The 13,566-nt window shown below is 71.4% G+C and carries 15 protein-coding genes; 10 read left to right on the top strand and 5 right to left on the bottom strand.

The features are described 5' to 3' along the window. Positions 1-409: 409 nt before the first annotated feature. On the top strand, positions 410-691 hold the full coding sequence (locus N798_RS09535) for a hypothetical protein (RefSeq protein WP_156971685.1): 282 nt from the start codon (positions 410-412) through the stop codon (positions 689-691). Positions 692-799: 108 nt separating this feature from the next. On the opposite strand, the gene N798_RS09530 is transcribed toward N798_RS09535, so the two are convergent. Beyond that, positions 800-1,399 (bottom strand): GNAT family N-acetyltransferase, encoded by a 600-nt coding sequence (locus N798_RS09530; RefSeq protein WP_035948011.1) that lies wholly within the window; start codon positions 1,397-1,399, stop codon positions 800-802. A gap of 64 nt (positions 1,400-1,463) precedes the next feature. Then, positions 1,464-2,156, bottom strand: coding sequence for a peptide-methionine (S)-S-oxide reductase MsrA (msrA, locus tag N798_RS09525; protein WP_035948009.1), 693 nt, complete (start codon positions 2,154-2,156; stop codon positions 1,464-1,466). A gap of 98 nt (positions 2,157-2,254) precedes the next feature. Here msrA and N798_RS09520 point away from each other — a divergent pair, with 98 nt between their 5' ends. Together N798_RS09520 and N798_RS09515 are read left to right on the top strand one after the other, a co-directional pair. Next, positions 2,255-2,773 carry a SigE family RNA polymerase sigma factor gene (locus N798_RS09520; protein WP_035948008.1) on the top strand — a complete coding sequence of 173 codons (519 nt, stop codon included), beginning with the start codon at positions 2,255-2,257 and terminating at the stop codon, positions 2,771-2,773. After that, positions 2,770-4,242 carry a hypothetical protein gene (locus N798_RS09515; RefSeq protein WP_035948006.1) on the top strand — a complete coding sequence of 491 codons (1,473 nt, stop codon included), beginning with the start codon at positions 2,770-2,772 and terminating at the stop codon, positions 4,240-4,242. Before N798_RS09520 ends, N798_RS09515 begins: the two co-directional genes overlap by 4 nt. Before the next feature lie 72 nt (positions 4,243-4,314). Here N798_RS09515 and N798_RS09510 read toward each other — a convergent pair whose 3' ends face one another. Beyond that, positions 4,315-4,590 (bottom strand): GlsB/YeaQ/YmgE family stress response membrane protein, encoded by a 276-nt coding sequence (locus tag N798_RS09510; protein WP_035948005.1) that lies wholly within the window; start codon positions 4,588-4,590, stop codon positions 4,315-4,317. 179 nt (positions 4,591-4,769) lie between these two features. On the opposite strand from N798_RS09510, the gene N798_RS09505 reads away from it, so the two are divergent. The 7 genes from N798_RS09505 (at position 4,770) to ilvA (ending at position 12,236) form a co-directional block, all read left to right on the top strand. Beyond that, positions 4,770-5,822 carry a GNAT family N-acetyltransferase gene (locus tag N798_RS09505; RefSeq protein ID WP_188450427.1) on the top strand — a complete coding sequence of 351 codons (1,053 nt, stop codon included), beginning with the start codon at positions 4,770-4,772 and terminating at the stop codon, positions 5,820-5,822. A gap of 56 nt (positions 5,823-5,878) precedes the next feature. Continuing rightward, positions 5,879-7,078, top strand: a complete 1,200-nt coding sequence (locus N798_RS09500; RefSeq protein ID WP_035948028.1) for a cystathionine gamma-synthase — start codon at positions 5,879-5,881, stop codon at positions 7,076-7,078. Positions 7,079-7,084: 6 nt separating this feature from the next. After that, a complete protein-coding gene (locus tag N798_RS09495) occupies positions 7,085-8,395 on the top strand; it encodes a glutamate mutase L (RefSeq protein WP_035948004.1) in 1,311 nt (436 codons plus the stop codon). Positions 8,396-8,539: 144 nt separating this feature from the next. After that, entirely contained in the window at positions 8,540-8,965 is a 426-nt protein-coding gene (locus N798_RS09490; RefSeq protein WP_035948003.1) for a VOC family protein, read from the top strand. Further along, positions 8,965-9,936, top strand: a complete 972-nt coding sequence (locus tag N798_RS09485; protein ID WP_052117118.1) for an ATP-binding cassette domain-containing protein — start codon at positions 8,965-8,967, stop codon at positions 9,934-9,936. The genes N798_RS09490 and N798_RS09485 overlap by 1 nt, the downstream gene beginning before the upstream one ends. Continuing rightward, on the top strand, positions 9,933-10,781 hold the full coding sequence (locus N798_RS09480) for an ABC transporter permease (RefSeq protein WP_035948001.1): 849 nt from the start codon (positions 9,933-9,935) through the stop codon (positions 10,779-10,781). Before N798_RS09485 ends, N798_RS09480 begins: the two co-directional genes overlap by 4 nt. A gap of 216 nt (positions 10,782-10,997) precedes the next feature. Continuing rightward, positions 10,998-12,236, top strand: a complete 1,239-nt coding sequence (gene ilvA, locus N798_RS09475) for a threonine ammonia-lyase (protein ID WP_035947999.1) — start codon at positions 10,998-11,000, stop codon at positions 12,234-12,236. A 206-nt stretch (positions 12,237-12,442) separates the two neighbouring features. Here ilvA and greA read toward each other — a convergent pair whose 3' ends face one another. Next, positions 12,443-12,931 (bottom strand): transcription elongation factor GreA, encoded by a 489-nt coding sequence (greA, locus tag N798_RS09470; protein WP_035947997.1) that lies wholly within the window; start codon positions 12,929-12,931, stop codon positions 12,443-12,445. A 188-nt stretch (positions 12,932-13,119) separates the two neighbouring features. Next, the gene (locus tag N798_RS09465) at positions 13,120-13,482 is read right to left on the bottom strand and encodes a DUF4307 domain-containing protein (protein ID WP_035947996.1); all 363 of its coding nucleotides are present in this window, start codon (positions 13,480-13,482) and stop codon (positions 13,120-13,122) included. Positions 13,483-13,566: the final 84 nt, after the last annotated feature.

Genomic DNA, 13,566 nt, shown 5'->3' with positions numbered 1-13,566 from the left:
CCCCCCCCCCCCCCCGGGGAGGAAAGGGGGCTCGACAGGCGCTCCCGCGCACTCCTCGCCCGGGGGGTGCCTTCGCTCCACACCCCGACGCAAGGACACCCCCATTCGCGCCACGACCCGGCGCAAGGACACCCCCATTCGCGCCGCGCGCTGACACAAGGACACCCCCATTCGCGCCACAATTCGGCGCAAGGACACCCCCATTCGCGTGAGGGGGTGAGGCAACGGGCATCTGCTTCGGGTGGCGGAGCAGATGGGGGTGTCTTTGCGTCGTCAGGCGAGGTGAAGCCACCCCCGCGGCGGGTGCGTCTACGGAGCGTCATTCGCCGCCGGGGAGCGCCACACTGCCGCCCATTTGCTCCGAGTGCGAGAAGCCGCGCGGTCCAGAGGCCGTGGGAGGCTGACTCCCATGACTGGATGGTGGTGGGTGGTCGTCGTCCTCGCGGTGCTCGGTGTCGCGCTGCTCGCCATCGGCTTCGCGCAGATGCGCGGTGCTCGTCCGGCGTCGGGCATCAGGGGCGGGTTCGGGGGACCGGCGGGCAGCTCCGACGTCGGCGCCCACCCGGGGTTCGAGGCCCCGGGTCCGACGGACCACTGGAAGGTCGGGGCGCCGCTGCGCATCGCCGGCTTCGCCGCACTGGCGACGGCCGCGGTGCTCGGGCTCGTCCTCACTCTCGCGCGGGTCCTCTGACCCCGACCAGACCGAGAACCACGACGCGGACATCTCCGATGTGCCCGGTTGCAACCAGGCACATCGGAGATATCCGCGTCGTGCCCGCGCCGGGTCAGGCCAGCCTCGTCAGTCGGTGGCCTCAGGCCAGTCGGTGGCCAGCACCGCCATGTAGTGCATGTCGACCCACTCGCCGTCGAAGAACAGCGCGTCGCGCGCCGTCCCCTCATGCACGAACCCGACCTTCTCGTAGACGTGCCGGGCCCGCGGGTTGAACGCGTAGACCTCGAGCGAGATCCGGTGCAGCCCGAGCACCCGGAACCCGTGGTCGACGACGAGCCGCGTCGCCTCCGTCCCGAGCCCCCGGCCGCGGCCGGCGGAGCCGATGAGGGTCCGGAACCAGCACGCCCGGTTGCCCTCGTCCCAGCCGGCGAGGACGACCTCGCCGACGACGTCGCCGCTCGCGCTGTCCACGACGGCGAGCACGAGCCGGTCGTCAGCGACGGCCCACTCGCCATAAATATCGCGCATCCGCTCGATCGGCATCGTCGGTGGGTCAGCCGCCTCGGCGCTCGAGTGGACCGATCCGGTGAGACGGGCGACCTCGGGGTCCTCGCGGATGATGCGGTCGATCGCGTCGGCGTCCTCGGCGCGGATCGGGCGCAGGGTCACGAGCTCGCCCACGAGCGTGGGTTTTGCCGAGAAGCCCTCGGTCGAGTCAGCGGTCACGCACGGCACTGTGCCACGCGAGGGGCGTCACGGCATACGGGATTCTCGTCCGGCGACGGAAGCGTCAGGCGGGCGGGGCGATGTCGGTCTGCGCAGGGAGGTTCGCGACGCCGATCGGGCAGGTGAGCCCGTTGGGGCCGTGGTTGCAGTAGCCGTTGGGGTTCTTGTGGAGGTACTGCTGGTGGTAGTCCTCCGCGTACCAGAACGTCCCGGCGTCCTCGGCGGAAGCGAGCTGGGTCGTGATGTCGCCGGCGCCGACCTTGGCGAGCTCGCCCTGGAAGGCCTCGCGGGTCGCCCTCGCGGCAACCTCCTGCTCCGGCGTGGTCCAGAAGATCGCGGAACGGTATGCCGTGCCGATGTCGTTGCCCTGCCGGTTCGCCGTCGTGGGGTCGTGGTTCTCCCAGAAGGCCTTGAGCAGCAGCTCGGGTGAGGTCTGCGACGGGTCGTAGGCGACGAGGACGGACTCGGCGTGGCCGGTGCGACCGGTGCACGTCTCCTCATAGGTCGGGTTCTTCGTGAAGCCGCCCATGTAGCCCGCGGCGGTCGTCACGACGCCGGGGAGCTGCCAGAAGATGCGCTCGGCGCCCCAGAAGCAGCCCATCGCGACGTAGAGCACCTCGGTGCCGTCTGGCCACGGACCCTCGAGCGGCGTGCCGAGCACCTCGTGCGTCGTGGGCACGGTGAACGGGCGGGTGTCGCGGCCGGGCAGGGCCTCGGCGGCGGTGGGCATCGTGGTCTTGGCGCGCGAGCCGAACATTGCTGGAGCTCCTCCATGGCGAGCGGGTGGGGCGGGGCCTCTGGGTGCAATGCTGCCCGGGACTCAATGATTCCCGGAGAGGGTGCGTCCAAGAAGGCATGAGCGACACACAGGGGGGCGATCTCGACGCGTGGCTCGATGCCGCCATGCCGAAGATCTACGGCCTCGCCTACGCCCTCACCGGTGAGCGCACAGCCGCGGAGGACCTCAGCCAGGAGGCGCTCGCCACCGTCGTGCGCAAGTGGGGCCGCGTCGCGCAGGCGCAGAGCTCCACGGCATACGCGCGGCAGATCGTCGTCAACACCTTCCTGAGCCAGAAGCGCAAGCGGTGGTCGCGCGAGGTCGTCTCCGACGACGTGGTGCAGGAGCTCGGCCCGGTGAGCGCCGACCACGCCGACACCGTCGTCACCCGCGACGCGCTCCTCGTGGCGCTGGCCGGGCTGCCGCCTCGTCAACGCGCCGCCGTCACCCTCCGCTACTTCGAGGACCTCCCCGACGCCGCCGTCGCCGAGGTCATGGGCTGCACCGTTGGCACGGTCCGGTCCACCATCCACCACGCCCTGGCCACGCTGCGCTCAGGCGCCGTGGCTCGCGACCTCAAGGGAGTCTCGTCATGACCACCCAGCTCGAGGACCAGCTCCGCGACATCCTTCGCGACGCGCCGGAGCCGGACTGGCACGCCTTCCGTGTCGCCGTCGACGAGCGCGCCGGACGGCAACGACGCGCTCGTATGCTGCGTGGCTCGCTGAGTGGGCTCGCCGCGGCCGCCGCCGCGGCAGCCATCGCGATCGGTCTCGCGAGCTCGCCGCTCTTCGAGGGGCAGCGAGCCCGGCCGGCCGTCACCGGTACCCCGAGCCCTTCGAGTTCGCCGAGCGTCGCGGTGCCGGACACGACGGCGTTCCAGCCGAAGGTCAGGCTCGCGAATGGCAGGTACACGATGCCGATGGACTTCCCGGACGTCGCACCGCGCCGCACGTCCGCACCCGAGGCGCTGACCCGGACCGGGGCGACCGGGCTCTCCGCGTTCTCGAGCCTCGCCTCCGCGCCCTGCCTCACGGAGGAACAGGCGGCCCAGCCCCAGCCGTGGGGCAGCAGCGCGTGGGACTACGACAGCGTCGGAGCCGCAGGGGCCGGTCCCGACGCCGGGGTCGAGCTCACCGGTTGGCCGACCGGCACCGCGTCGACGGCGATGCGACAGCAGGACGAGAACTCGGGCGCGTGCGCCTTCGACACCATGTTCGCGAAGGTGGGGTGGCCCGGGCTGGACGTCACGCTCGGCAACCAGTTCGTCGTGGACGCCCCCGAGGTGACGGGCGGCAAGAGGTACGCCGCCGTCCGCCGGGTCGGCGACGTCACGGTGAGTGCATGGGCGGTGACCGGGGGCCAGGAGGCCTCGCTGTCAGCCGCTCGGAGGCTCGTCGACGGCGCAGTGGCTGGTCTGCTGCGGAGCAAGGTGCTGGAGTCGCCGACACCGGTCGCCTACGAGTGGCCGAACGGTATGACGGAGGCTTCCCCGGACGGCACGGAGTTCATCCTGCCGGCCATCGCACCCTCCCCGGCCACGCTCGGTCTCGGTCCGTTCGTGCAGCAGCCGGGCATGATGAGGTCCGCCATGGGGACCGTCCCCGTGTTCGGGGCCCAGGTGGGAGACCCCGTCCACCCGGGCGAGAAGGCCATTGCGGTGCGTGAGGCCGAGTACGTTCTCAGCGGCGTGGGTCAGGAGTCGGCTGGAGTGCAGCCGCAGACGAACGTCGTCTGGTCCTCCTTCCCTGACGGACAGAAGGCCTTCGACGAGATCGTGGCGAACCGGGGCACCGCGAGGTGGTACAGCCGGACGCAGCGGGAGCCATGGGTCGGCCACGACGCGGCGACAACCTTCCTCGCCACGCAGGAGGACACGTGGACCGGGTCCTTCGCGAAGCAGGTCGCGCTGCGCCTCGAGGGCGACGTGCTCATCGCGGTCGTCTCGCAGGCGAAGACCCAAGCCGAGGCACGGTCCATCGCGACGAGGCTCGCCGACGAGGCGGCCGCGAACCTCGCCGCATTCGGCCGGGGTCCGGACGGGCGGCCCGGCAACGGCAGGTGACCCGAAGCGGCACCCCGGCACGACGAGGCCCGCCCTCACCAGGAGGACGGGCCCGTCGGCGTGGTTCGCGGGTCAGACGCGCGAACGACCACCCGTGAGGGCCTTGACGCCGAAGAGGAGCAGGCAGGCCCCGGCGATCGCCGTGATGAACGTGAAGATGAGGCCCGCGCCGTCGGTGTCGACACCCAGCAGGCTGAGCAGCAGTCCACCGAGGAAGGCGCCCACGATGCCGACGACGATGTTGAGCAGGATGCCCTGCTGCTCGTCGGTGTTCATGATCTTGCTGGCGATCCAGCCGGCGAGTCCGCCGATGATGATCCAGCCGATGATTCCCAGGGTTCCGGGCATGTGCGTACCTCCATGTCGGTGCTCCGCGAGTTTCGCAGAACGACTGAGACTAGGTTCGGCAGGCTGCTGGATGGGCCGTAGGGATGGCAGAACGGCGGGCGTTATCGGAACGTGTCAAAGCCCCTCGGGCCGCCGGAACTCGGTGGAACAGGTCGCCGCTGCAGAGGACCATGGGCGCCATGGCAGTCCGGATCGTCCCCGTCACGACCCTCGACCCCGCCCCGGAGGTGGCGGCGCTCGCGCAGCGGTGGAACGACGTCCTCGTCGCCTCGACGGTCGCCACGATGGGCGACGACCACGACGCCTGGTCGCTCGCCTCGAGGCGGGCCCGCGAGTCGTCGACGAGCTGGGACCACCGCTACTTCGCGGCGGTCGATGAGGGCGATGGGGACGACGCGATCGCCGGGGTCGACGGGGTGGCAGGCGCGGCCGGCGGCACCGTCGTCGCCGCGGCCGAGCTCGTCCTCCCCAGGCGGGACAACCTCACCCTCGCGCTCCTCGACCTCGCCGTGCACCCGGACCACCGTCTTCGTGGCACGGGGACGCTCGTCCTCGACCACCTCGTCCGGCTCGCACAGGGGGCGGGCCGGACGACGCTCCTCACCGAGACGGCATACCCGACCGGGGGGAGCGACCCCGGCGAGGCGTTCCTTCGCGCCCACGGGTTCGAGGTCGGGCAGACGATGCACCGCAACGACCTCGACGTCCGCTCGCACCTGCCGGCTGAGGTCCCGGGGCTCGACGGCTACGCCATCGAGACCTCCACCGACGACACCCTCGACGCGTGGCTGGAGGACCGTGCCCACCTCTCGAGGCGGATGAGCACCGACGCCCCCGTGGGCGACCTCGACCTCGCGGAGGAGGACTGGGACGCCGACCGCGTCCGCGAGCAGCGGGAGGCGACGAGGAAGAGCAACCGGCGCGCGGTCGAGTCGGTGGCGCGCCATCTCGGCACCGGGCGGCTCGTCGCCTTCACCCAGCTCCAGGTGCCGGTGGCCGAGCCGGTGCTCGCCTACCAGCAGGACACCCTCGTGCTACGCGAGCACCGCGGACACGGCCTCGGGCAGGCGCTGAAGATCGCGAACCTGCGGGCGGCGCGCGAGGCCTTCCCCGGGCTCGTCACCGTGCGGACGTGGAACGCGCAGGAGAACGGCCCGATGATCGCGGTCAACGAGGCGCTCGGATACCGGACCACGGCCATCCAGCGCGAGTGGCAGCGACGGCTCGGCTGAAGCGGTCGGGACCGGTGGCCGACGACGGTCGGGAGCACCCGGCATACGCTGTCCGCATGTCCGACTCGAGCAGCGACCAGACCCTCGGCTTCTCCACCCGCGCCCTCCACGCCGGGCAGGACCCGGACCCGACGACGGGTGCGGTCGTCACCCCGATCTACCAGACGTCGACCTACAAGCAGGACGGCATCGGGGGGTTCCGCGGCGGCTACGAGTACAGCCGCAGCGCCAACCCGACGCGCACCGCGCTCGAGACCGGGTTCGCCGCGCTCGAGGGTGGTGAGCGCGGGTTCGCGTTCGCCTCCGGCCTCGCTGCTGAGGACACCGTCCTGCGCGCGCTGCTCAGCCCCGGCGACCACGTCGTCGTCCCCTCGGATGCCTACGGCGGCACCTACCGCCTCTTCAACAAGGTCCTCAAGCACTGGGGCGTCGAGCACTCGATCGCCGCGATCGCCGACAACGACGCCGTGCGCGCCGCGATCCAGCCGGGGAAGACGCGCGTCGTGTGGGTCGAGACCCCCACCAACCCGATGCTCGGGATCGCCGACATCGCCGCCCTCGCCGAGATCACCCACGAGGCCGGAGCGCTGCTCGTCGTCGACAACACCTTCGCCTCGCCCTACCTCCAGCAGCCCCTCGCGCTCGGCGCCGACATCGTCCTGCACTCGACGACGAAGTACTGCGGCGGTCACTCCGACGTCGTCGGCGGGGCTGTCGTCATGGGTCATGGCGTGAGGGTGCCGTGGTTCGACGACGAGCCGGCGAGCGACCGGGTCGCCTTCCACCAGAACTCGATGGGCGCGGTCGCAGGTCCGTTCGACTCGTGGGTCGTCCAGCGCGGCCTCAAGACCCTCGCGGTCCGCATGGAGCGCCACTGCGACAACGCCGAGAAGATCGTCGAGTTCCTCCAGGGCCACGACGGCGTCACGGCGGTGCACTACCCGGGCCTGCCCGACCACCCCGGCCACGAGGTCGCCTCGCGGCAGATGAAGCGGTTCGGCGGCATGGTCGCGTTCCGTGTCAAGGGCGGCGAGGACGTCGCGGTCAAGGTGTGCGCCGAGACGCAGATCTGGACCCTCGGGGAGTCCCTCGGCGGCGTCGAGTCGCTCATCGAGCACCCGGGCCGCATGACGCACGCGTCGGTCGCCGGCACCGAGCTCGAGGTCCCCTCCGACCTCATCCGCCTCTCCGTCGGCATCGAGGACGTCGAGGACCTCATCGCCGACCTCAAGCAGGCGCTCGACCGGCTCACCTGAGTCTCCGTGTCGCTCGTCCTCTGCGTCGACGTCGGGTCGACGTTCACCAAGGCCGTCCTCGTCGACGTGACCTCGGGCGCCCTCGTGGGTGCCGCGTCGTCCCCGACGACCGTCGCCACCGATGTCATGGACGGCGTCGATGCCGTATGCCGTGAGCTCGCCTCCCACGGACCCGTCGCCGAGACGCTGGTCTGCTCCTCGGCCGGCGGCGGGCTGCGGGTCGCTGTGGTCGGCTACGAGCGCGAGGTGACGGCCGAGGCCGGTCACCGGGTCGCGTTGTCGGCGGGTGGTCGGGTCGTGCACGTGTCGGCGGGGGCCTTGACAGGGGAGGGCGTGCGGGCGCTGCGAGCGGCCGAACCGGACCTCGTGCTGCTCGTCGGCGGGACCGACGGCGGCAACGCGGATGCGCTGCGGCACAACGCTTCTCGTCTTGCGAACGCCCGCCTGCGCGCGCCGATCGTCGTCGCCGGCAACGCCGAGGTCGCGGACGAGGTCGCCGCGGAGCTCGACCGCACCGGCCGCCGCTTCGTCGTCACCGACAACGTCCTGCCGCGCATCGGCGTCATCGCGCCCGACGCCGCGCGCGGTGCCATCCGCGAGGTCTTCCTCGAGCACGTCATCGGCGGCAAGGGACTCTCGCGCGGACGCGGGTTCACCGAGCTCGTGCGCGCGGCGACGCCCGACGCCGTCCTCCGCGGGGTGGAGCTGCTCGCCGACGTGCGCGGCGAGGACGTCGTCGTCGTCGACATCGGCGGCGCGACGACCGACGTCTACTCCGTGCTGCGGCCGCAGGGCGAGGACGCCGAGATCGAGCGGGACGTCGCGGGGTCGATGTGGCACGAGCGCACCGTCGAGGCCGACCTCGGCATGCGCTGGAACGCCCTCGGCATCGTCGAGGCCGCGCAGCGCGAGCACCTCCCGCTGTCGTCCACGACCGAGGCGTATGCCGGACACGTCGCCTCCGAGACCGGTCACCGGGCATCGACGGCCGACGAGTGGGAGTCCGAGGGCGACCTGGCCCGGGTGGCCGCGCTCGTCGCGCTCCGCCGGCACGGTCGGCCCCGGGTCGTCGGGGACCGGCCGCGCCCGCTCGCCGACGTCGGGCTCGTGCTCGGGTCCGGTGGCGTCTTCCGGCACGGGCCTGCGGACCTCGCCGAGGGGGTGCTGGGCGCCGCGACGTCGGACCACGCGGGTGGGTGGACGGTGCCGGCGGCGGCAGCGCGAGGTGTCGACACGGCATACGTGCTCTTCGCCTGCGGGCTGCTCGCGGACGCGCACCCGGAGGCGGCCCGGGCGCTCGCGCTCACGATCGGCTGACCGGGTGGGGCGAGACGTCCGGCTCGGCCCGGGCACCCGACAGCGTGCAGGGCGCTCCGGCGTGCGGCGTCCACCGTCCGGTGGACCCCGGGTCCGCCGAAAAGCGGTGGGCCGCTGTCGGTGGTCGCACCTACGCTCGTGTCCATGAGTGAAGACAGCGCTCAGCCGAGCGTCCGACCGATCCTCGACCTCGTCGTCCTCGACTGCCCCGACGCTCTCGAGCTCGCCCGCTTCTACGCCGAGGTGCTCGGCTGGGAGCTCGAGTCCGACTCCGACGCCGAGTGGGCCACCCTCGAGCCGCCCGGTGGTGGCGTCTCCTCCGAGCGCCCCGACGGGCGGACGACGCTCGCGTTCCAGCGGATCGAGGACTGGGTCGCGCCGACCTGGCCCGGTGGCTCGCACCCGCAGCAGTTCCACCTCGACTTCTCCGTCCCGGTCATCTCCGAGGCGGAGCCCCCCGTGCTGGCCGCGGGCGCCACCGTGCACGAGCACCAGCCGAGCGAGTCCGGCAGCTTCAAGGTCTACCTCGACCCGGTCGGCCACCCCTTCTGCCTGTGCGGGAGGCCGTGATGCGCGAGGTGGTCATCGAGGCGCAGGACCTCGTCAAGAAGTTCGGGGACTTCACCGCCGTCGACGGCGTGAGCTTCGAGGTGCCCAAGGGGTCGGTCTTCGGCCTCCTCGGGCCCAACGGTGCCGGCAAGACGACGACGGTCCGGATGATGACGACGCTCGCCGTCCCCACGAGCGGCTCGGCCCGCGTGGCCGGCCACGACGTCATCCGCGAGCCCGAGGCGGTGCGCGCGTCGATGGGGCTCACGGCCCAGAGCGCGACCGTCGACGAGCTGCTCACCGGCCGCGAGAACCTCCGGCTCATCGGCGACCTCTACGGCCTCGACCGCCGGTTCGTCCGCAAGCGCACCGACGAGCTGCTCGAGCAGTTCTCGCTCACCGAGGCCGGCGACAAGGTCGTCAAGGACTACTCCGGCGGCATGCGTCGCCGCATCGACCTCGCGGTGAGCCTCATCGCGCACCCGTCGGTGCTGTTCCTCGACGAGCCCACGACCGGTCTCGACCCGCGCAGCCGCGTCGAGCTCTGGGACGTCCTGCGCGACCTCGTGCGTGACGGCACCACCCTGCTCCTCACGACCCAGTACCTCGACGAGGCCGACCAGCTCGCCGACGACATCGTCGTCATCGACAAGGGCCGGATCATCGCCCAGGGCACGCCGCTCGAGCTCAAGAACCAGTCGGGCGCCGCCAGCCTCGTCGTCACGGTCTCGCGTCATGACAAGGTCCATGAAGCGGCCCAGCTGCTGCGTGGCTCGGTCGAGGGTGAGGTCCACGTCGACGCCGATGCACGCAAGCTCACCGCCCCGGGCGGTGACGTCGCCGCGCTCACCCGCGTGGCCACCAGGCTCGACGACGCGCAGATCGAGGTCGACGACCTCGGCATGCAGCGCCCCAGCCTCGACGACGTCTTCCTCGCGCTCACCGGACACCGGGCCGAGGAGTCCAGCAACCAGGAGGAGGTGTCGGCATGAGCGCCGCCACGGACGCCATCGCCATCGACCGCACCGCACCGAAGCCCGAGGGCGCCGGTCGGGTGCGCCAGATCCTCACGCTCGTGCGGCGCAACCTCACGCACATCAAGCGTCAGCCCGAGATGCTCACCGACGTGACGATCCAGCCGATCATGTTCGTGCTGCTCTTCGCCTTCGTCTTCGGCGGCTCGATCGACATCCCCGGCGTCGACTACAAGCCGTGGCTGCTGCCGGGGATCATGGCGCAGACGATCGCGTTCAGCTCCTTCATCGTCGCCATCGGGCTCAACACCGACATCGGCAAGGGCATGGTCGACCGGCTCCGCTCGCTCCCGATCCAGCGGTCCTCGATCCTCATCTCGCGCTCGATCGCCGCGCTCATCCACTCGAGCATCGGCGTCGCCGTCATGTCGGTCACCGGTCTCTTCATCGGCTGGCGGATCAACGAGGGCGTCGTCCGGGGGCTGCTCGCCTACGGCCTGCTGCTCCTCTTCGGGTTCGCGATGATCTGGGTCGGCATCCTCGTCGGGTCGGCGATGCGCTCGGTCGAGGCCGTCAACGGGCTGATGTTCACGACGATCTTCCCGATCACCTTCCTCTCGAACGCCTTCGCGCGGACCGACGTCATGCCGGCCTGGCTGCGCACGGTCGCCGAGTGGAACCCGATCAGCGCACTGAGCCAGGCCCTGCGCGACAACTGGGGGATCGCCGGGCTGCCCGTGCGCCCCGACGCCCCGTGGCCGCTCCAGAACCCGGAGCTGGCGACGATCATCTGGTCGCTCGCCATCACCGCGATCATCGCCCCGCTCGCCCTGCGCGCCTTCAACGCCCGCACGACGGACTGACCCCCAGCCCGCAGCCCGAAGCCCCACCCGCCCCGACTTGTCCACGCAGAGCGTGGGACCCGCCGCCGGAAGTGGGTTCGTCGGACCTCGCAGCACCACCTCGGTGCTGCGAGGTCCGAGGTTCCGGGTGAGGCTGCGGATGAGGTCGCGGGTGAGCTCGCGGTGACAGGTTCGGCGGTGTCACCGGGTCGGCCGGGCGCGACTAACCTCGCCCTCATGACACCCACATCGTCGTCGGTGACGGTGGCCGAGATCCGTGCCGCCGCTGACCTGCTCTCCACCGTCATCGCTCCGACACCCATGGAGTTCAACCGCGGACTGTCAGAGCGCATCGGCGCCGACGTCTTCCTCAAGTGCGAGAACCTCCAGCGGGCCGGGTCCTTCAAGATCCGCGGCGCCTACACGCGCATGTCCAAGCTCACCGACGAGGAGAAGGCCCGCGGCGTCGTCGCCGCCAGCGCCGGCAACCACGCCCAGGGCGTCGCCCTCGCCGGCCAGATGCTCGGCATCGACGTCAAGGTCTACATGCCGGTGCGTGCGCCCATGCCCAAGGTCCAGGCGACCAAGGCCTACGGCGCGACGATCGAGCAGGTCGGCGAGACGCTCGACGAGAGCCTCGTCCACGCCCGCGCGTGGGCCGAGGAGACCGGTGCGATCCTCATCCACCCCTTCGACCACGACGACATCGTCACCGGTCAGGGCACGTGCGGGCTCGAGATCCTCGAGCAGTGCCCGGACGTCAAGACGGTCGTCGTCGGCCTCGGGGGCGGTGGTCTGCTCGCCGGCATCGCCCTCGTCATGCGCGAGCTCCGCCCCGACGTGCGGATCATCGGCGTCCAGGCCGAGCAGGCCGCGGCCTACCCGGGCTCGCTGGCGGCGGGGCACCCCGTCGCGGCGGCGAAGATGCAGACGATGGCCGACGGCATCGCGGTCGGGCTGCCCGGTGACGTCACCTTCCCCGTCGTGCGCGACCTCGTCGACTCGGTCGAGACGGTGAGCGAGGAGGGCATCTCGCGTGCGTTGCTCTTCCTCCTCGAACGGGCCAAGCTCGTCGTCGAGCCCGCCGGAGCCTCGGCCGCAGGGTGGTTGCTCGAGAACGCCGACACGGAGCCGATCGCGGGCCCGGTCGTCTGCGTCCTCTCGGGCGGCAACATCGACCCGCTGCTCATGATGCGGATCATCCGTCACGGCATGGTCGCGGCCGGGCGCTACCTCCAGTTCTCCGTGCGTGTGCCCGACACCCCGGGGTCGCTCGCGGCGATCCTCGCCGACTGCGCGGGTGCCGACGCCAACATCCTCGAGATCGAGCACATCCGCACCGGGCCGCACATCAACGTCGACGAGGTCGAGATCGCGCTCCGCCTCGAGACCCGAGGCCCCGAGCACTGCGAGCGCGTCCTCCAGGCAATGCGCGACAAGGGCTACACGATCGTCCACGAGCCCGAGATCCCCTGACCAACCGCGGGCGCGAGCTTCCAGCGTCCGGCGAGGTCACGGCATACGCACCACTGTTGCGGACGCAAGCAGGAGGTGCGGGTGCAGCGTCCGGCGAGGTCACGGCATACCCACCACAGTTGCGGACGCAAGCAGAGGTGCGGGAAGCGAGAGGGCGCCCACCCCCGGTGCGGGGTGGGCGCCCTCTGGCGTCCGGTGCGGACGAATCAGCCGGTGTAGGGCTTGGCGTCGAGGATCTTGACCTCGATCTGCTTGCCGTTGGGGGCCTCGTAGCTCACGGTGTCGCCGGCCTTGTGGCCGTTGACGGCGGCGCCGATCGGCGACTGCTCGCTGTAGACCTGCAGCGTGCCGTCCGCGATCTCGCGCGAGCCGAGGAGGAACGTCTCCTCGTCACCGAAGATCTCGGCGGTGACGACCATGCCGGGCTCGACGACACCGTCGTCGGGCGGGGTCTCACCGATGACGGCGTTCTCGAGGAGCTGGGTGAGCTGGCGGATGCGGGCCTCGTTCTTGCCCTGCTCCTCACGCGCAGCGTGGTACCCACCGTTTTCCTTGAGGTCGCCCTCCTCGCGCGCCGCCTCGATCTTGGCGACGATGTCGGCGCGACCCGGACCGGAGAGCTGCTCGAGCTCGGCCTTGAGGCGGTCGTACGCCTCCTGGGTCAGGTAGCTCGCCTTGGCGACGGTCTCGCTCACAGAAGTTCACTCCTCGGGTGCCCGGAACCGGGCGACGTCAGCCGCCTGCGTCCGGGGTTGGTGGTCCTACGTGAAAGGGCCTGGGGCTCGAACCTCTGCTTGGTTCGGTGGGCCCCAGACCCGGTGGTGCAAAGAACAAGGATAACAACGCACCCGTCCAAAAGCACGTCGTCTCGGGACGTGGAGTCTCAGGACACCCGCACGCAGGACGCGACGACACCCGTCACCGCGCGGGCGCTCGTGCGCACCGTCACCTCTCGGTGCACCGACGTGGCCCCAGCCGGCACGTCGTCCGTCGTCGTGCCGACCCGCCCGTGGCGCACGTCCTGCGCCTCGATGGTGCAGCGCACCGCCGCACCGTCGGGCCGGTGCACGTCGTAGCCGAGCTCGAGCACGGAGTCGGAGACGACCCTGTATGCCGTGACGTCGGCCCGCAGCGCGTTGGCCGACGCGAGCCCGAACCACACGACCCCGGCGACCATGATCCCCACGCCGAGGATCCCGACGACCCACCAGTGCGCGGTCCCGGGTGCGGGGCGGGGGAGCGGCATGCGGGTTCCTGGTCCTGTCGACGGGGCTCGCACGGGCGCGTCGGCCGGGTGCGAAGATGGTGGCCGCGTCCATTGTCGCCTGCG

The organism is Knoellia flava TL1, assembly GCF_000768675.1.
In the GTDB taxonomy this organism is placed as follows: Bacteria; Actinomycetota; Actinomycetes; order Actinomycetales; family Dermatophilaceae; genus Knoellia; species Knoellia flava.
The sequence above is the reverse complement of the archived record's forward strand: the minus strand, read 5'-3'. Positions and strand labels throughout refer to the sequence as shown.

What these genes read in the sequence shown, in the direction of transcription:
- N798_RS09490 (WP_035948003.1), top strand. Translation starts at nt 8,540, where the DNA reads ATGAGTGAAGACAGCGCTCAGCCGAGCGTCCGACCGATCCTCGACCTC.
- N798_RS09505 (WP_188450427.1), top strand. Translation starts at nt 4,770, where the DNA reads ATGGCAGTCCGGATCGTCCCCGTCACGACCCTCGACCCCGCCCCGGAG.
- N798_RS09485 (WP_052117118.1), top strand. Translation starts at nt 8,965, where the DNA reads ATGCGCGAGGTGGTCATCGAGGCGCAGGACCTCGTCAAGAAGTTCGGG.
- N798_RS09535 (WP_156971685.1), top strand. Translation starts at nt 410, where the DNA reads ATGACTGGATGGTGGTGGGTGGTCGTCGTCCTCGCGGTGCTCGGTGTC.
- N798_RS09515 (WP_035948006.1), top strand. Translation starts at nt 2,770, where the DNA reads ATGACCACCCAGCTCGAGGACCAGCTCCGCGACATCCTTCGCGACGCG.
- N798_RS09520 (WP_035948008.1), top strand. Translation starts at nt 2,255, where the DNA reads ATGAGCGACACACAGGGGGGCGATCTCGACGCGTGGCTCGATGCCGCC.
- N798_RS09510 (WP_035948005.1), bottom strand. Translation starts at nt 4,590, where the DNA reads ATGCCCGGAACCCTGGGAATCATCGGCTGGATCATCATCGGCGGACTC.
- msrA (WP_035948009.1), bottom strand. Translation starts at nt 2,156, where the DNA reads ATGTTCGGCTCGCGCGCCAAGACCACGATGCCCACCGCCGCCGAGGCC.
- N798_RS09480 (WP_035948001.1), top strand. Translation starts at nt 9,933, where the DNA reads ATGAGCGCCGCCACGGACGCCATCGCCATCGACCGCACCGCACCGAAG.
- N798_RS09500 (WP_035948028.1), top strand. Translation starts at nt 5,879, where the DNA reads ATGTCCGACTCGAGCAGCGACCAGACCCTCGGCTTCTCCACCCGCGCC.
- ilvA (WP_035947999.1), top strand. Translation starts at nt 10,998, where the DNA reads ATGACACCCACATCGTCGTCGGTGACGGTGGCCGAGATCCGTGCCGCC.
- N798_RS09465 (WP_035947996.1), bottom strand. Translation starts at nt 13,482, where the DNA reads ATGCCGCTCCCCCGCCCCGCACCCGGGACCGCGCACTGGTGGGTCGTC.